Source organism: Hominiventricola filiformis (assembly GCF_020686965.1).
Lineage (GTDB): Bacteria > Bacillota > Clostridia > Lachnospirales > Lachnospiraceae > Hominiventricola > Hominiventricola filiformis.
On the sequence record NZ_JAJEPS010000008.1, the window covers coordinates 1 to 18,703 of the forward strand.

An 18,703-nucleotide genomic window follows, 5' to 3' on the forward strand; every position below is an offset into this window, starting at 1 on the left:
TCTGGAAGAAGCAAAAGAATACTGGAAAAAAGAAGCAGCGGAAGAGGCAACAAAAGAGGCAACCAGTAGAACGTTAGACAGGGCTGGAAAACTTTTCGATCTTTTGTTGTCACAGAAAAAATATGATGAAGCAAGAAGAGCAGCAACGGATGCGGAGTATCGAATGAAGTTATTTGAATTGTATGGCATCTAAGCTGTCAGGAAGTTTGACATCGGGGTAGTTCGTTGGAACTGCCTCGATGCTATTTTAACAGCGACCCAGGCAAGCCTTATTTATGATGTGATGCCATATTTTTTCATCTTCCGCCACAGTGTGCTGGTATCGATATGAAGTGCAGCAGCAGTTTCCTTGCGGCTGCCGTTATGCTCACGGAGAGCAGAGATGATCTCCTCTGCTTCGTCAGATTTGGCACAGGAAGTTTTTGTGGCAGACACAGGAGTCGAAGTGGCATTTGTGCCGGAAGCAATGGAGATATCTTCCATAGTTGCGGTTCCGTTTTCACACAGGACACAGAGTCGTTCACAGAAGTTGCGTAATTCCCGGACGTTGCCTTCCCATGGTTGTTGAAGAATCCAGCGTTGAGCATGCTCATCAAGATCTTTGAGAATACATCCGGTTTTCTGGCGTTCCAGGTTGATATAGCATTCGGTCAGTTCCAGAAGATCCTGTTCGCGTTTGCGAAGAGGAGGCAGTTCCAGTCTGAGGACATCGATGCGGTACAGCAGATCCTGACGGAAAGAGCCATCTTTTACTGCGGCCTGCATGTCTTTATTGGCAGCAGCGATGATCCGGACATTGACCGGGATCATCTGGCTTCCGCCAAGACGCATGATTTCCCGTTCCTGAATGACTCGCAGAAGTCTTGCCTGAAGATTGATAGCCATATCTCCGATTTCATCGAGAAACAGAGTGCCATTATGGGCAAGCTCAAACAGGCCGGCTTTTCCGCCTTTTATGGCTCCGGTGAAAGCTCCTTCCATATATCCGAACAACTCACTTTCCAGCAGAGATTCTGGAAGAGCAGCGCAGTTGATGGCTACAAACGGACCGTTTCTGCGGCTGCTGGCATTGTGGATACTTTGAGCAAACAGTTCTTTTCCGGTGCCGGTTTCTCCATGAATAAATACATTAGATTCTGCATGGGCATATTTGCGGGCGGTCTGAATAGTTTCTTTCATAATCCGACTGTTGCCGACGATGTGTTCAAAATGATATTTTGCACGAAGCCCTTTACTATGAAGCTGCTTTCTGATGCGTCCTTCATCTTCCTGGATGTTTTCAATATCACGGAAAGTGATAATAAAACCATCCGGCTGATCGTTTTTTTCGGAAAGCCGCACACAGTTTACCATATATTGTCGCCTTCCAGAAGTAATCAGCCGCGAGAGAATATTCTGGGTCTCACTGGTGAGAGAGAGTTCCGGAAGAAAATGAGTCAATGGTTTTCCAATCATCCAGTCTGGTGTATGATGGCGGCCCCGGTCATATTGATTCAGCCGTTCTGCGGCAAAGCGGTTAACGGAGAGAATATTTCCAGAAATATCAGTAGACACGATTCCTTCAAAAGAGTAGTCCATGATTGCTTGCAGATATTCTCTCTTTTCTTTTTCGCTTCTGGAAAAGCGCATGGCAGTAATTGCTTCTTCCACCGCCTGATAGATGCTTTCTTTTCCGGATTGCAGCAGAATATAGGGAATATTCCTTCTGCTGGCAACCTGACTTAAGGAACGTCCTCCGATGACTGCATCTACACCTTCTTTCAAAAGCTGATCAATTGCCTGATCAAGCATGTCTGAACTTTTTACCTGGCAGGAGGTGACTTCTACATCATCCAGAATTTCGTTAAAAGAATCAGCACCGAAAATCATATTTGTAGTCCCGATAAAAGCAATCTTTTCGCAATGATATGTGCGGATGCATTTTTTTGCAGCTTTCATCATGTCAAATGCAGATACCTGAAGTTCAATTTTCGGAATACTGGTTTTGATGGAAGCGGCGGTAAATCCACGTGCGATGATAATATCAGCGGCATCATTTTCAATGTCGAGATGTCCACCGATCTCAGCCAGACGAATATCATAGCTGATCTCTTCTTCCTTCAGGGATGCAACTTCCTGAAAGACCTGTTTTACACTCTGTTCTACTTCCAGATATGGGATTACAAAAAGAATTCGAAGCATAAGATGAATCTCCTCGTATGACGGAAAATATATACTTAGTTTAGCACAGGAATCAAAAAGAGACAATTCTGGGACCGAAACTGAACAATATTTTTCTATAATCAAAAGATATGTACATAAAAACAAAAGATATTACCTTTCTTTTTAAAAATAAATCGGTATTAATGTAGTCCATCAGATAGAAAGCAGACAACGGTGTTTGTAAAAAATACCATTGCCTGTTTTTTTAGTTTACAGCAGACGGGATGGAGTGTATGCCATGGAAAAGAAATATATCGTAACCATTACCCGTGAATTCGGAAGTATGGGAAGACCCATTACAAGAAGACTGTCAGAACTTCTGAATGTGGAATTCTATGACAGAGACATTGTAGAGGAAACAGCAAGGCAGATGAATCTGCCGCTTTCGGTAGTTAGTACCAATGAAGAGAGCCAGGGCGGTATCTATGCAAAAATGAAATCTCCCCTTGGAAAATTTTCTTCAGAAAAGCAGAATGAAATTTTCAGAGTACAGTCAGAGATCATTAGAAAGCTGGCAGCAAAAGAGTCCTGCGTAATTGTAGGAAGATGTGCAGAATATGTATTAAAAGACTATTCCAACTGTTTCAATACTTATATCTATGCTCCCTTTGAAAAAAGGATCGAGAACTGTGTGACACAGCTTGGCATGGAAGAGGATGTGGCTATAAAAATGATCATGGAGGTCGATAAGGCCAGACGGAAGTATCATAAGAAATATACCAATTACTATCCGTCTGACCTGAACAACCGGAATCTGATGATCGACAGCAGTTTCTTCGGAGTAGAAGGAACGGCACAGATGGTAGCGGATATCGTAAGAAAGCATTTCGGAGAGTCCGAGACAATTGCATAATTTATCTGAGAGAAACGATGGTGTTTTCATAAAAGAAAATACTGTCGTTTTTTTATAACAGAAAGACGAGGAGGAATATTATGAGAAGAAAGACAAGATGGATGGCGCTGTTCATGGCAGCAGCAATGATGATGACCGGATGCGGAAGCTCAGGAAGCACAGAAAGTACAGATGCAGCAGCTGACACTGCAAGTGCTGCGGAATCTGTATCAACAGATACCTCTTCCGCCGGTGGAACACACAGAGCTGTCCCACAAGCTGGAAGAATACACAGGGGTGTATGAAAATCCTGCCTATGGGGAACTGAAGGTGGAGCTGGCGAAGAATGGCCTGTATCTCCACTTTAAAGACTGGCTGCTTCCTATGGAACATTTTCATTATGATACTTTTCGGGTACGCGGGGTAAAAGAAGACACGATTTTTATTACCATGCCTCTTTTTTTCTTCGGGGGTGAGCAGATGCAGAAAGTGATGTTTTACGATAAGGCAGGATTGCTGGCGGAACAGATCAAAAATATGGAATTCTGGACGATGCATCAGGAATTTCTGCTGCTGGATACTGCCCGGACGGAAGAAGAACTGGTGCGATTTTTGTGGCGGATAAAACGAAATACAGAATGTATGAGAAGCTGGTCAGCGGAAGACCCTGGCTTGAGAAACTGTTGTGCAGGGAAGAATTCACAAGCCATGGTATGGTGTCTCCGAAAAATATGGAAGACGTCATCACAGACTGGGAGGGCTGCTTCCAGAGAGTCAAGGTGCTTCTTGACAAATACCGCCTGATGGAAGACCGGCAGATAGGAAGGATTGCTTCCTGGGTTATGGAACATGTGGATGAAAAAGTAACGCTGGAAAATGTGGCGGCGGATGTTGCAGCTGCAGTCGGTTATTCCAGTGCCGAGTATTTTTTCCAGAATATTCAGAAAGAAAACAGGTGTCACACCAGCTGTCTGGCAGAAAGACAGGAACAGTCTGCAGAAAAATTGACACTTCATTTTGAAGACGCTATAATATTTTTGAATTCAAAAAAGGATGCGTGTGGCAATGAAGAAAAAAGAGCAGAATAAAAAGCGTTTTCCTGTACTGACCGTAATTTTTTGTGTGCTGATACTTGGGGCACTTGGTGTCTATGCAGGTGGTGTCTTTTATTATCAAAATCATTTTGTAAATGGAACTGTGATTGATAAAGCGGATGTATCCGGCATGACGCTGGAGGAATTAAGCGGTCAGGTGCAGGACTATATGCTGCAGATTACAGAGCGGAAGAGCGATGGCAGTACGCTGGATGAAGATATTCAGGGAACCTCCATCGGGCTTGGATACTCTTCCATGGAGCCGCTGGAAACGATTATGAGGGAACAGAATGTGTGGCTGTGGTTTTTGAAACCGGGTACGGCGCATGAACTGGAAAAGGTGATTTCCTACGACGAATCTATGCTGGAACAGGCAGTCGACGGACTGAAAGGATTTGACAGTTCTTTTGCATCTGCTCCGACAGATGCGTATATCAGTGATTATGTAGAGGGCAGCGGATTCTCCATCATTTCGGAAACGCAGGGAAATGAACTGAAGAAGGAACAGACACTGGATGTGATCCGGGCAGCGGTAGAGGGTCTTGAGAATTATGTCAATCTGGAGGAAGCAGACTGTTACGAAGTGCCGGAGATTACGTCGGAAAATGAAGAGCTGAAGGCACTGCTTGAGAAAATGCAGAAATATGCAGGTATCAGCATTACATATACGTTTGGAGAGAATAAGGAAGTGTTGGATGGTCCTACCATTTCTTCCTGGCTTCATGTAGATGGATTTGAAGTGGAGCTTGATACGGCACAGGTGGAAAATTATGTGGCGACCCTTCGAAAAAAATATGATACCATCTTCCGCCCGAGAACGTTTATGACCAGTTATGGGCAGGAAGTCACGATTGATGGCGGAGACTACGGCTGGTGGATGAATTATGACAAAGAAGCGGAAGAACTGGAAGCCATGATTGAAAAAGGTGAAAGCGGAGAGCGGACGCCGGTCTACTATCAGACGGCAGCTTCCTATGGTACGCCGGATTATGGAACGACCTATGTGGAGATTAATCTGACAGCGCAGCATCTTTTCTTCTACCAGGACGGAAAGCTGATGATGGAGTCCGATTTTGTATCCGGCAATTCGGCAAAAGGATATGATACTCCGGCAGGTGTCTACAGCATTACTTATAAACAGAGAGATGCGACACTGACCGGCGAAAACTATCAGACGCCGGTATCCTACTGGATGCCGTTCAACAAGAATATCGGCATGCATGATGCAAACTGGAGATCCAGCTTTGGCGGAACCATTTACAAGACAAAAGGATCCCACGGATGCATCAATATGCCGCCTGCGAAAGCACAGGAAATGTACAGTTATGTGCAGAAAGGAACACCGGTCATCTGCTATCATCTGGCAGGCACGGAACGGCCTTCCGAGCAGGAGAAGGGGGCCCCCACCGAAGGCAGTGAGGCAGCGGATACTTCTGCTGAGACAGATACTGTGCAATAATAACAATATCTTCAGTTTTCTTAAATATCTGTTAAGAAGGTTTCAAAACAGGCAAAAATAGTGTATAATTATTTTTAAATTTATGGAGAAAGGATTTTTTTACATGAAGAAAAAGACATTACTTCTGTTCCTGTCCGCAGCACTGGCATGTACCATGCTGACTGGATGTGGTGGAAGCTCCGATGATGCAGCAGCTCCGACCGTGACTGATGTTTCAGAGGGAGAGAATACAGAAGAAGCAGACGAACCCACAGATGCCGCCGAGGAGGAAGCTTCGGCTGAGGAAGAGACCCGTGAGGGAATGTACCGCAGTGAGCTGACCAACGAGTGGATTGATGAGAGTCTCCAGAATCAACGTCCGGTTGCGATCATGGTAGATAATGAGAAGACTGCTCTTCCCCATTACGGACTGAACGATGCTGATATCGTCTATGAGATGATGAACAGTACCGCAAACGGAGAGATTACCCGTTTCATGGCTCTTTTCAAAGACTGGGGCAGTATCAAACAGGTAGGAAGTATCCGAAGTGTACGTCCGACGAACTTTATGATTGCTCCGGAGTACAATGCTGTAGTCATTCATGATGGAGGTCCTTTCTATATTGATGCATACCTGAAGAATCCGTGGGTAGAACATTTAAGCGGTGGATTCGCACGTATCAAGAATGGAAAGCCGAGAGAGTTTACCGAGTACGTAACCACTGGTGAGGTTGAGAAACGTATGAAGGCAGCAGGATACTCTACCGAGTATAATGATTACGCCCAGGGAAATCACTGGCTGTTTGCAAGCGAGTCCAATCCGGTAGATCTGTCTGAAGCAGCAGATTCCAAGGACTGCACTCTGGTGGATCTGCCCTTTGATCACAATGGATCCCAGCTTGACTATGATGCAGCAAGCAATACCTATCTCTATTCTGAGTATGGTGCGAAACATGTGGATCCGCTGGATGATAACAAACAGATGGCATTCACCAATGTTATCCTGCAGTGCGCACCGGTAACGCAGTATGATGCAAACGGCTATATGCAGTTCAACATTCTGAACTCCACTGGAGAAGGATATTATATCACCGGAGGAAAGGCAATTCCGGTCACCTGGTCTAAAGGTCATGACATGTCCCCGACCAAGTTCTACAAGGAAGATGGTACTGAGATCACTCTGAATACTGGTAAGACTTATATCGCATTGGTAAGAGACAGCAGATGGAGCGAGCTGGTGCTTAAATAAAAACAATAATAAAATCCGGAGCGGAATTTTCCGCATCCGGATTTTATTTTGCGTAAAAAACGATGTTATAAAGTGTCGCAGGGCAGTTCCCGTTCCTGCATCACACTCTTGTAGGCAGGACGGATAATTTTGTTCATGCCGACAATCTCTTCCAGACGATGGGCACTCCAGCCGACGATTCTTGCGATGGCGAAGATGGGTGTGTAAAGCTCTACCGGAATATCCAGCATGTCATAGACAAATCCGCTGTAGAAGTCTACATTGGGACTGACACCTTTGTAGATCTTTCTTTTTTCTGCAATCAGTTCAGGAGCCAGGGTTTCGATGTTATTGTAGAGAAGCATATCTTCTTCCCGGTGCTTGGCTTTTGCCAGCTGTTCCACAAAACCTTTAAATACCCGTTCTCTTGGATCGGACAGAGAATAAACTGCATGTCCCATACCATAGATCAGACCTTTGTTGTCAAATGCTTCACCAGCCAGAATTTTGCTTAAATATTGGCTGATTTCTTCCTTGTCGGAATAGTCGCGGACATGATTCCGGATATCATCCATCATCTCCATAACTTTGATATTGGCGCCACCGTGTTTGGGACCTTTCAAAGAAGACATGGCTGCCGCAATGGCAGAATAAGTATCAGATCCGGAAGAAGTAACTACACGGGTGGTGAAGGTGGAGTTATTACCTCCGCCGTGTTCCATATGAAGGATCAGGGCGACATCCAGTACTTTTGCTTCCAGAAAAGTATACTTCTTATCCGGGCGAAGCATCATGAGCAGATTTTCCGCAGTGGAAAGATTCGGGTCCGGACGGTGAATATACATGCTCTCGTTTCTGTCATAATGATTGTATGCATGATAACCATAGACGGCCAGCATGGGAAATACACTGATCAGATTCAGACACTGCAGGATGACATTGGAGATTTCCGTGGAATTCAGATTGTCATCGTAGGAGGCAAGGGTCAGAATACTCCGGGTCATGGAGTTCATAATATCTTTACTGGAAGCCTTCATAATGACATCTCTCGTAAAGTTGGTGGGAAGTTCCCGTCCGGCAGCCAGAAGTTCGGAAAAATCTTTTGCTTCCTCTGCGGATGGCAGTTCGCCAAAGAGCAGCAGATAGGCTATTTTTTCAAATCCGAAGGAATCCTTTGGAATATGCTGTACCAGATCGGTGACATTGTATCCCCGATACCAGAGCTTTCCATCGCAGGGCTCTTTTTGACCATTTTCCATACGGAAGGAATCAATTCGTGAAATGTTGGTGAGACCGGTCAGAACGCCGTTTCCGTTAATGTCACGAAGCCCCCGGTTGACGCCGTATTCTTTGAACAGACTGTCAGGTATGACATCGTGCCCCGTACATAAATTTTTATATTTTTCTGAAAAAAGCTCCCATTTATCGTTATATCCCATATCGTGTCTCCTTTCTTCTGCAAATTCACGAAAACTGGGAAAGTTTTCGATCTATATTATCATAGCATAAAGTCGATGCATTCCTCAATCCTTTTTTGCGGGAACCGGAAAAACAAACTTTTTTAAAGGTTTTATCACACTTCCATCACAATTGCCTGCTATAGTATGCTCATAAAGAAAAGAGAAAACAAATCCATTGTAAGAGATGGAAAGGAGCGATAGATATGTATGATGATGAAATGAGAAACAACGATACCGCGGAAAATACCACGGAGCAGACGACTGAAGAGAATGGTGGTAACTACTACGATACCGGAAGTACTTATACCCATTATGATTCTTCCGAGGCCATGAATCAGAAAGCACCGAAGAAGAAACGGGAAAGAAAAGCAGGCGGATTCGGAAGAACCGTTGCAAAATGCCTGGTGCTGGCACTGGTATTTGGAAGCGTTTCCAGCGCAGCATTCATGGGCGTGAATTATGTGGGAAATAAAGCCCTTGGTGATTCCGTTAATACCAAGGTCAGCCTGAATAAAGCAAATACGACAGTTCCGGCTACGAGTACCGCTTCTGCTTCCTCTGATGTGTATGATGTGTCTTCCATCGTGGAAAACTGTATGCCGTCTGTAGTATCCATTACTAATGTGGGTACGCAGGAGTTTAGAACCATCTTTGGAAACTATGAGCAGGAGAGCCAGTCCAGTGGTTCCGGTATTATTATCGGACAGAATGATACCGAACTTCTGATTGTGACTAACAACCATGTAGTATCCGGTGCCAAAGAGTTAAGCGTTTACTTTAACTCTGACGGACAGGATGCAGATGAAGATAATGTAATCTCTGCAAAGATCAAAGGAACCGATGCAGACAAAGACCTGGCAGTGATTGCTGTTCAGTTAAGTGATATCCCGGACGAGACTATGAGCAGCATTAAGACTGCTACTGTTGGCGATTCTTCCGCACTGAAAGTCGGTGAGCCGGTTGTTGCCATTGGTAATGCCTATGGATACGGACTTTCTGTTACTTCTGGTATTGTCAGCGCTCTGAACCGTGAAGTGACGGTACAGTCTGATGGGCAGGACATCACCAACAAACTGATTCAGACGGATGCAGCTATCAACCCTGGCAACAGTGGTGGCGCTCTTCTGAACAGTAAAGGAGAACTGATTGGTATCAACTCCGTGAAATTTATTTCTGAGGATGTAGAGGGTATGGGTTATGCGATCCCGATCTCTGATGTGGAGAATATCATAGGTGATCTGATGAACAAGACAACCAGAGATAAAGTGGAAGACGGACAGCAGGGTTACCTTGGAGTATCCAACTGTGTGGACGTTACCAGCGAAGTATCTCAGAATTATAATATGCCGACTGGTGTCTATGTACGGAAAGTACTGGATGGACTGGGAGCAGCCAATGCAGGTATGCAGGATGGAGACATTATCACAAAAGTAGATGGAACAACTATCAGTGGATATACACAGCTGAAGGAACTCATGACTTACTACAAAGCAGGTGAGACCATCGAAGTAGTGGTACAGCGTATGGAAGGCTCTGAGTACAAAGAGGAGACACTGAATATCACCCTGAGCACACAGGATGAAGCGAGTGCACAGTCGCAGCAGCAGAGTCAGGACAGCGGCAAATAAACAGAGATTGTAATCAATTAAGAAGAGGAATTTCTGAAAGGGGATTCCTCTTTCTTTGCGTTGCGGGAAATATATGTTACAATGAAAAAACGGAGGAAATACGTCATGGTAAAGATTGATCTGATTACCGGATTTCTTGGATCAGGTAAGACGACATTTATAAAAAAATATGCACGGTATCTGCTGGATCAGGGACTGAATATCGGAATTCTGGAAAATGATTTCGGAGCAGTCAATGTGGATATGATGCTTTTGAAAGATCTGGAAGGAGATCATTGTGAACTGGAAATGGTGTCGGGAGGATGCGACGCTGACTGTCACCGGAGGCGGTTTAAGACAAAACTGATTGCCATGGGTATGTGTGGATATGACCGGGTGATCGTGGAGCCATCTGGTATTTTTGATATGGATGAATTTTTTGATATTCTGAGGGAGGAACCGCTGGATCAGTGGTATGAGATCGGAAGTGTGATTGCAGTCGTGGATGCGGGACTGGACTGCGGGCAGTCAGAAGCTGCAGATTATCTGCTGGCTTCTGAGGCGGCAGGAGCAGGATGCATCGTGCTCAGTAAGGTGAAGAACGTTTCCGCTGAGCAGACAGAGGCGGTAAAGGCGCATCTTGAGCAGGCTATGAAGAAAGTCGGATGCAGACGGTCACTTTTTGGACATATCATTGCTTCCGACTGGGAACAATTTACGGAAGAAGATTATCAGAGGCTGATGAACTGCGGTTATGAACCGGCCAGTTATCGAAAAACAGATGCCGCCGCAGCATTTGATTCCCTGTTTTTCATGAATCTGGAATTGACGGCAGAAGAGCTGAAAGAAAGAACAGCGCGGCTGTTTGAGGAACCGGGCTGCGGTCATATTCTCCGGGTGAAGGGATTTGTGAAAGCAGAAGACGGAAGATGGCTGGAACTGAATGCCACGCGCCGGGAGCAGACGCTTGCAGTCTCACCGGACGGGCAGGAAGTGCTGATTGTGATCGGCGAGCAGCTGTCAAAAGAGACAATTGGCAGAATTCTGAAAGGGAAAAATTGACAGCGAAAACAAAATCCCTTAGTATAAGGGAACATGAAAAAGAAAAGCTGAGGTTGAAACGATGTATATAATTGCAGGTCTGGGAAATCCGGGCAGTAAATATGAAAAAACAAGACATAATATGGGATTTCGGGTGATTGATCTCCTTGCTGAAAAATATCATATAGATATGAATATGAAAAAGCATAAGGCAGTGTGCGGAACCGGAGTGATCGAGGGTAGGAAGGTCATGCTGTTAAAGCCGCAGACTTTTATGAACTTAAGCGGTGAGAGCATCCGGGAAGCTGTGGATTTCTACAAGATTGATCCGGAAACGGAACTGATTGTGATCTATGATGACATTTCACTGGCTCCCGGTAATCTGAGAATTCGGAAAAAAGGAAGTGCCGGAGGTCATAATGGGATGAAAAATATTATCCTTCATCTGGGTACTCAGGTCTTTTCGAGAATTCGTGTGGGTGTCGGAGAAAAGCCGGCAGGCTGGGATCTGGCAGACTATGTGCTGGGAGGCTTTTCCAAAGAGGATGAAGCTCTTGTGAAAGAAGCCTGTGAGCATGCAGCGGAAGCAGCAGCCGAGATTCTGACCGACGGACCGGACAAGGCGATGAACGACTTTAATTAAGGAGAGGTTTCATGGATACTTTTTATGAACCGCTGCTGCAGATGGAGACGTTTGCTCAGATCGAGGAGGCGTTGAAAAAAGATGAGGGTCTTACGCTGGTCACTGGCTGCGTGGACTCTCAGAAAACCCATCTGATGTACGGACTTGGCCGGGAATGGCCGGTTAAACTGATTCTTACCTATAGTGAACTGAAAGCAAAGGAAATCTTTGAGGAATACCAGAGTCTGAATGAAGATGTATTTTATTATCCTCCGAAAGATTTTCTCTTTTTTCATGCGGATATTCAGGGAAATGAACTGTTAAGACAGAGAGTAACGGCGGTGAGCCGTCTTCTGGGAGAACAGAAAGCTGTGATTATTACTACACTGGATGGCTGCATGGATCCGCTTCTGCCGCTTGAAGTGTTGAAAAAATATGTAATGACGATCGGTGTGGGAAGTGTACTGGAGACGGAGGCCATGAAACTCCGGCTGGTGCAGATGGGCTATGAACGGGTTGGCCAGGTGGAGATGCCGGGACAGTTTGCCATCCGTGGCGGAATCATTGACATTTATCCGCTGACGGAAGAATATCCGGTTCGTGTGGAACTGTGGGATGATGAGGTGGATTCGATCCGGAGTTTTGATGCAGAGAGCCAGCGCTCCCTTGAAAATATGGACGAACTGACACTTTATCCGGCAGCAGAACTGAATCCTGAAGAGCATCACTGTGAAGGCGTGAGCCTGCTGGATTATATGAAGCAGTTTCGCTCGCTTGTATTTCTGGATGAGGGCATCCGGCTTCTGGAGCGCGGTGAGACGGTGGAAAAGGAGTATCTCCAGAATTTTGAAAACCGTATGGAGAAGGGACAGATTCAGAAAAATCAGAAAAAAGAGATCTTCTCCTGTACGGAGATTCTGCATCGCCTGAACCGTATGCGCGGAGCTGCCCTTGCGACACTGGAAAATTCTGATCATAGGCTGGAATTCAGGGGGCGCTACAGCATTGATGCGCGTTCTGTCCAGTCCTATAACAATCATTTTGAACTTCTGGTAAAAGACCTGAAACGCTGGAAAAAAGAAAAGTACAAAGTTGTGCTTCTGTGTGCTTCCAGAACGCGCGGAAAACGTCTGTCAGAGGATCTTTTAAGAGAAGAACTGAACGCATTTTACAGCGAAGATCCGGAACGTGTGGTACAGCAGGGAGAGATCATGGTGGTGCACGGGAACATCCGCCGGGGATATGAGTATCCGCTGATTCGTTTTGCAGTGATCTCAGAGACAGATGTATTCGGGCAGGAGCAGAAAAAGAAGAAAAAGAAACACAAAACCTATGAAGGCCGGAAAATTGCCAGCTTTACGGATCTGTCCATTGGAGATTATGTGGTACATGAGAATCATGGCCTCGGCATCTACCGCGGAATTGAGAAGATCGAGGTAGATCATACCATCAAAGATTATATGAAGATTGAGTACAGTAAAGGTTCCTATCTCTATATCCTGGCCACTCAGCTGGATGCGATTCAGAAATATAGCAGTTCCGAGGCGAATAAGACGCCGCGCCTTAATACACTCGGTGGATCAGACTGGAAGAAGACCCGTACGAAGGTAAAGGGCGCTGTACAGGAAGTGGCAAAGGATCTGGTGGAGCTCTATGCGGCGCGTCAGACAGAAAAAGGATATGTGTATGGGCCGGATACCGTCTGGCAGAAAGAGTTCGAGGAACTGTTTCCCTATGAAGAGACGGAAGACCAGCAGAAAGCCATTGAGGATACAAAGAGCGATATGGAAAGCGGCAAGATCATGGATCGTCTGGTCTGTGGTGACGTGGGATACGGAAAGACGGAAGTGGCGATACGTGCGGCATTCAAGGCTGTGCAGGAGAGCCGGCAGGTTGTTTATCTGGTGCCAACAACCATTCTTGCACAGCAGCATTACAACACGTTTGTGCAGAGAATGAAAGAGTTCCCGGTACGGATCGATCTGCTGTGCCGTTTCCGGACACCTGCCCAGCAGAGGAAAACCATTGAGGACCTGAAGAAAGGTCTGGTGGATATCGTGATCGGTACCCACAGAGTGCTTTCCAAAGATGTGGAGTATAAAGATCTGGGACTTCTGATTATCGATGAGGAGCAGCGCTTTGGCGTGGCAGATAAAGAGAAGATCAAAAAACTTCGTACCAACATTGACGTGCTGACGCTGACGGCAACGCCGATTCCCAGAACCCTTCATATGAGTCTTGCAGGAATCCGTGATATGAGCGTTCTGGAAGAACCGCCCATGGATCGTATGCCAATCCAGACCTATGTCTGCGAATATGATGAGGAGATGGTGCGGGCGGCCATTCACCGGGAACTGGCAAGAGAAGGCCAGGTCTATTATGTCTATAACCGGGTGGAGACTATCGCGGAGACTGCGGCGAAGATTCAGGCGCTGGTACCGGAAGCCAATGTGGCATTTGCTCATGGTCAGATGAAGGAACATGAACTTGAACGGATTATGTATGATTTTATCCAGGGCGAAATTGATGTGCTGGTGGCGACGACTATTATTGAGACGGGAATGGATATTTCCAATGTTAATACGATCATTATCCATGATGCGGATAACATGGGACTCTCCCAGCTCTATCAGCTCCGTGGGCGTGTGGGAAGATCCAACCGGACAGCCTATGCATTTCTGATGTACCGACAGAACAAAATGTTGAAGGAAGTCGCAGAAAAGCGTCTTCACGCCATCCGTGAATATTCCGATCTGGGAAGCGGCTTTAAGATTGCTATGAGAGATATGGAGATCCGTGGTGTAGGTACACTTCTCGGACAGAGGCAGCACGGCCATATGCAGGCGGTGGGATATAATCTCTACTGTAAAATGCTTAACGAGGCGGTGCTCCGCCTGAGAGGCGGAAAAAATGTGGAAGACGACGATTTTGAGACAGTTGCGGATATTCAGACGGATGCATTTATCCCGGATTCTTATATCAAGAATGAAGCACTGAAGCTTGACATCTATCGGAGAATTGCCGCAGTGGAAAATAAAGAAGAGCAGGAGGATATGCTGGAAGAGTTGATTGACCGATTCGGAGATCCGCCAACAGCGGTGATGAACCTGCTGGAGATCACACTTCTGAGAGGACTGGCACACAGTCTGTATATTACGGAAGTGAAGGCGCGTCCGGAGATGATTACATTTACCATGTATGAAAAAGCAAAAATCCGGGTGGATAAGATACCGGAACTTCTGGAACAGATGGGCGGAAATATGATGTTCCGGCATGCCGAACCGGCACAGTTTATCTGCAGACTCCAGGGAGGACGAAGAAGATTTTCCGGGACCATTCTGGAAATTACGAGAGAAGTGCTGGAAGAAATGTGTGTGCTGAGAGAAGAGGAGGAAAAGTAGTGAAGAAAAAATCAGGATGCTGGCTGATCATTTTGTGTATGCTGATTTCTCTTGCGGGATGTGGAAAGCAGGAGACTGCTTTGATTACCGGTTCCGGAGAGACGGTTTCACAGAGCAGTGAGATGGCGGCTGTGACCGTGAATGATGAGGAGATCAGTCTCAGGGAGTGGAACTTCTATGTCCGTATGAATCAGATGCAGTGGGAGAAAGAGGAACTGGAAGACGAAGGGGATGAGATGTGGAGCCAGGAAGTGGATGAAGAAGGCACAACCCTGGAAGAAAGCCTGAAAGAACAGGTGCTCGATACCCTTATACAGACGCATATCATGAATCAGCATGCAGAGGAGTATCAGGTAAGTCTTACAGAAGAAGAGACGGATAAATTGAAGGCGCGTGCAGATTCTTTTATGAAAGATTATCATGAGGCACTGCTTTCTTATGCGGGAGCAGATGCTGCGTTTGTGGAACAGATGCTGGCACAGACAGAACTGTCCGGAAAAGTGGCAGAAGCCATGACTCGTGATTTTGATCCGGGACTGTCGGAAGAAGATTATCGCAGGGAAGGAATCTGCTATGTCCTGATCTCCACCACCGGACTTCGGGATGAAGATGGAAATCTGACTCCCTTTACAGCGGAAGAAGTAGCGGAGCGCACGGCACTTGCAGAAATGCTGGTGCAGAAATCCCGCGCAGCGGGAAGTCTGAAAATAGAGGCGGAAGCAGAAGGACTGACGCCTATCGAATCCAGTATGGGTGCGGAAAACGGATTTGACGGGCAGGAACCGCTGATGCTGGATGCAGCACGCCGACTGGAAGTCGGAGAGATCTCTGATCCGGTGGAGACGGAGGAAGGATGGTTCATCGTACAGCATACCAGTGACTATGATGAAGACGGTACCGAGTACTGGAAAGAATATCTGACAGAACAGGCAAAGGAAGAGGAATGCAGCAGAATCTATGAGGAATGGAAAGGGGCAGCAGACATTACATTTCATCAGGATGTTCTGGATCGGGTGGAAGTGAAGACTGTGCTGAAGGATCTGCTGTAATGTGTGAAAGAACCGTGAAAAGAGTTGCTTATGACCGGAAAAAAGCATATAATTAAGAGAAATGCAATAATCAGGAGGAAAAAATTATGAAGAAGAGAACAGCGTGCCTGTTCGCTCTCATGCTTGCCATGACAACGGCACTGACCGGATGTACCGGAGTAGATAAATTGGACAACTCTGCGGAGGCTGCCAGTGTGGATGGAGTATCTATTCCTTTGGGGGAGGTGAATTTCCTGCTTCGCTATCAGCAGACTCAGATGTCCGCATACAGCAGTTATTTTGGTGAAGATTTTATGAATCAGGATCTGAGCGGAAGCGGAAGCATCTATGGTGAGACGGTAAAGAGTTCCATTGTAGATACTCTGGAAGAGTATTATCTGGTGAAGGCGCATGCAGAAGAACTGGGAGAATCTCTCAGCGATGAAGAGAAGGCAGCGGCGGAAGAAGCGGCGCAGAGTTTTCTTGATGCCAATGACAGTAAGACACTGACGGTTATGTCTGCGGACAAGGATACAGTTGCTCATGTATTGGAGCTGATGGCACTTCAGCAGAAAGTATATGGCAATCTGGCACAGACCATTGATACGAATGTAGATGATGCAGAGGCAGCACAGAAGACCATCAGTTATGTGCGTTCTTCTACTTCAGGAACAACGGATGAAGATGGCAATACGGTAGAACTCACAGAAGAAGAACTGGCAGAGAAGAAGGATGTACTGGAGCAGATCCGTGCAGAGGCAGAGGAAAGCGGAGACTTAAGTGCTGCAGCAGAGAATCATGATCTGACAGCTACAACCAGCAGCTACGGTGCAGACGACGAAAGTTTGAATGATACGATAAAGGCGGCTGCAGATGAGCTGTCTGACGGTGAGTATGCGGATATTGTGGAGGGAGATAATGCTTATTATCTGATTCATATGGATTCCACATTTGATGAGGCAGCTACGCAGACCAAGAAAGAGAGCATTCTGGAGCAGAGAAAACAGGATGCCTATACGAATTGGGTGGATGGCCTGAAAGAGTCTGCTGAGATCACTACGAACGATGATAATCTTTCAAAAATTACATTTGAGAGAGTATTCAAAATGAAAGAAGATACATCTGAGGGTGATGCATCGAAAGGGGAGAATGAATGAGCACTACAGCACAGAACTTAACACTGTTAACTGATCTGTATGAGTTGACCATGATGCAGGGATATTTCAAAAATCCGGTGCAGGAGACTGTTATTTTTGATGCATTCTACAGGAGTAATCCCTGTGGAAACGGATTCGCCATTGCAGCAGGCCTGGATCAGGTGATTGATTACATCAAGAATCTGCATTTCGCAAAAGAAGATGTGGATTATCTGAGAAGTCTTCAGATCTTTGATGAAGATTTTCTGAACTATCTGGAGAATTTTCACTTTACCGGAGATATCTATGCCATTCCGGAAGGCACAGTTGTATTTCCGAGAGAGCCTCTGGTAAAAGTCATTGCTCCGATTATGGAGGCACAGCTTGTGGAGACGGCGATCCTGACAATCATCAACCATCAGAGTCTCATCGCCACAAAGGCAGCAAGAGTTGTAAATGCAGCCAGAGGAGATGGAATCATGGAGTTCGGCCTCAGAAGAGCACAGGGTCCGGATGCCGGAACTTACGGTGCAAGAGCTGCCATGATCGGCGGATGTATCGGTACGTCCAATGTACTGACCGGTAAGATGTTCGATGTGCCGGTGCTTGGAACTCATGCACACAGCTGGATTATGAGCTTCCCGGATGAATATACTGCATTTAAGACATATGCAGAGCTTTATCCGGATGCCTGCACGCTTCTGGTAGATACTTATGACACACTGAAATCCGGTGTTCCCAATGCCATCCGTGTGTTCCGGGAGATGAAAGAGGCAGGAAAACTGAACGGTCGTTACGGCATCCGTCTGGACAGCGGTGATCTTGCCTACATGTCCAAGGAAGCAAGAAAGATGCTGGACGCAGCTGGATTTGAAGACGCCGTGATCGCCGCTTCCAGTGACCTGGATGAGTATTTGATTGACAGCCTGAAGAGCCAGGGAGCAAAGATTACTTCCTGGGGTGTGGGAACGAACCTCATCACTTCTAAAGACTGTCCGGCATTTGGCGGTGTGTACAAGCTGGCGGCAGTAAAGACCGGAGAAGGTGATTTTGTTCCGAAGATCAAGCTGTCCGAAAACACAGAGAAGATTACCAACCCGGGCAACAAGACTGTATACCGTATCTATGAGAAAGAGAACGGCAAGCTGAAGGCAGATCTGATCTGTCTTGTGGACGATCAGCTTGACGAGTCCAAAGATCTGACAATCTTTGATCCGCTGGAGACATGGAAGAAGACCCATCTGAAGGGCGGTACCTATACCTTAAGAGAACTGATGGTTCCGGTGTTCAAAAACGGAGAATGTGTATATACCTCTCCGTCAGTCATGGATATCAGAAAATACTGCATGGAAGAGCAGAATACCCTGTGGGATGAAACTAGACGTCTTGTTAATCCGCATGAGGTATATGTGGATCTTTCTGACCGGCTGTATCGTATGAAGACGGATCTGCTGAATCAGATGCATCCGGGAGATTAAAAAGTGAATACTGCGAAAGATGAAAAATCTGCCGCTTATGTTATGAAGATACTGATGAACTAAACGACCTGAGTTTTCAAAGACTGTAGACATGCCAGATGTTTGGAATGGAATGTATATAAATCCAGAACTTACA

The 18,703-nt window shown here is 46.0% G+C and carries 14 protein-coding genes and 2 pseudogenes; 14 read left to right on the top strand and 2 right to left on the bottom strand.

Going from position 1 to position 18,703, the window contains the following annotated elements:
- Positions 1-193, top strand: a pseudogene (locus tag LKD36_RS09180) (hypothetical protein); the annotation flags it as partial.
- Positions 194-273: 80 nt separating this feature from the next.
- On the opposite strand, the gene LKD36_RS09185 reads toward LKD36_RS09180, so the two are convergent.
- Positions 274-2,181: a sigma 54-interacting transcriptional regulator gene (locus LKD36_RS09185; RefSeq protein WP_308459448.1), complete on the bottom strand. Its 1,908-nt coding sequence runs from the start codon at positions 2,179-2,181 to the stop codon at positions 274-276.
- 259 nt (positions 2,182-2,440) lie between these two features.
- On the opposite strand from LKD36_RS09185, the gene LKD36_RS09190 reads away from it, so the two are divergent.
- The 6 genes and pseudogenes from LKD36_RS09190 (at position 2,441) to LKD36_RS09210 (ending at position 6,815) form a co-directional block, all read left to right on the top strand.
- Positions 2,441-3,055 carry a cytidylate kinase-like family protein gene (locus tag LKD36_RS09190; RefSeq protein ID WP_308459449.1) on the top strand — a complete coding sequence of 205 codons (615 nt, stop codon included), beginning with the start codon at positions 2,441-2,443 and terminating at the stop codon, positions 3,053-3,055.
- An 80-nt stretch (positions 3,056-3,135) separates the two neighbouring features.
- Complete coding sequence (locus tag LKD36_RS09195; RefSeq protein WP_308459450.1) at positions 3,136-3,339, top strand: hypothetical protein; 204 nt, start codon at positions 3,136-3,138, stop codon at positions 3,337-3,339.
- Positions 3,332-3,397, top strand: a pseudogene (locus LKD36_RS17675) (hypothetical protein); the annotation flags it as partial. The gene LKD36_RS09195 and the pseudogene LKD36_RS17675, both read left to right, overlap by 8 nt.
- 251 nt (positions 3,398-3,648) lie before the next feature.
- Positions 3,649-4,122 carry a hypothetical protein gene (locus LKD36_RS09200; RefSeq protein WP_308459451.1) on the top strand — a complete coding sequence of 158 codons (474 nt, stop codon included), beginning with the start codon at positions 3,649-3,651 and terminating at the stop codon, positions 4,120-4,122.
- Positions 4,100-5,587, top strand: coding sequence for a L,D-transpeptidase family protein (locus LKD36_RS09205; protein ID WP_308459452.1), 1,488 nt, complete (start codon positions 4,100-4,102; stop codon positions 5,585-5,587). Before LKD36_RS09200 ends, LKD36_RS09205 begins: the two co-directional genes overlap by 23 nt.
- Positions 5,588-5,690: 103 nt before the next feature.
- A complete protein-coding gene (locus LKD36_RS09210; RefSeq protein WP_118770768.1) occupies positions 5,691-6,815 on the top strand; it encodes a DUF3048 domain-containing protein in 1,125 nt (374 codons plus the stop codon).
- A gap of 65 nt (positions 6,816-6,880) precedes the next feature.
- Here the strand turns inward: LKD36_RS09210 and LKD36_RS09215 are convergent, their stop codons facing one another.
- Positions 6,881-8,233: a citrate/2-methylcitrate synthase gene (locus LKD36_RS09215; RefSeq protein WP_308459453.1), complete on the bottom strand. Its 1,353-nt coding sequence runs from the start codon at positions 8,231-8,233 to the stop codon at positions 6,881-6,883.
- Positions 8,234-8,457: 224 nt separating this feature from the next.
- Here LKD36_RS09215 and LKD36_RS09220 point away from each other — a divergent pair, with 224 nt between their 5' ends.
- From LKD36_RS09220 to LKD36_RS09250, 7 genes are all read left to right on the top strand, one after another.
- On the top strand, positions 8,458-9,882 hold the full coding sequence (locus LKD36_RS09220) for a S1C family serine protease (protein WP_308459454.1): 1,425 nt from the start codon (positions 8,458-8,460) through the stop codon (positions 9,880-9,882).
- Between the two features lie 105 nt (positions 9,883-9,987).
- Complete coding sequence (locus LKD36_RS09225; RefSeq protein WP_118770765.1) at positions 9,988-10,923, top strand: GTP-binding protein; 936 nt, start codon at positions 9,988-9,990, stop codon at positions 10,921-10,923.
- 61 nt (positions 10,924-10,984) lie between these two features.
- Positions 10,985-11,545, top strand: a complete 561-nt coding sequence (gene pth, locus LKD36_RS09230) for an aminoacyl-tRNA hydrolase (RefSeq protein WP_118770764.1) — start codon at positions 10,985-10,987, stop codon at positions 11,543-11,545.
- A gap of 11 nt (positions 11,546-11,556) precedes the next feature.
- Positions 11,557-14,925 carry a transcription-repair coupling factor gene (mfd, locus tag LKD36_RS09235; protein ID WP_308459455.1) on the top strand — a complete coding sequence of 1,123 codons (3,369 nt, stop codon included), beginning with the start codon at positions 11,557-11,559 and terminating at the stop codon, positions 14,923-14,925.
- Positions 14,925-15,974, top strand: a complete 1,050-nt coding sequence (locus LKD36_RS09240) for a SurA N-terminal domain-containing protein (protein ID WP_308459456.1) — start codon at positions 14,925-14,927, stop codon at positions 15,972-15,974. Before mfd ends, LKD36_RS09240 begins: the two co-directional genes overlap by 1 nt.
- An 86-nt stretch (positions 15,975-16,060) precedes the next feature.
- Complete coding sequence (locus tag LKD36_RS09245) at positions 16,061-17,110, top strand: peptidyl-prolyl cis-trans isomerase (RefSeq protein ID WP_308459457.1); 1,050 nt, start codon at positions 16,061-16,063, stop codon at positions 17,108-17,110.
- Positions 17,107-18,567, top strand: a complete 1,461-nt coding sequence (locus tag LKD36_RS09250) for a nicotinate phosphoribosyltransferase (protein WP_308459458.1) — start codon at positions 17,107-17,109, stop codon at positions 18,565-18,567. Before LKD36_RS09245 ends, LKD36_RS09250 begins: the two co-directional genes overlap by 4 nt.
- Positions 18,568-18,703 lie beyond the last annotated feature (136 nt).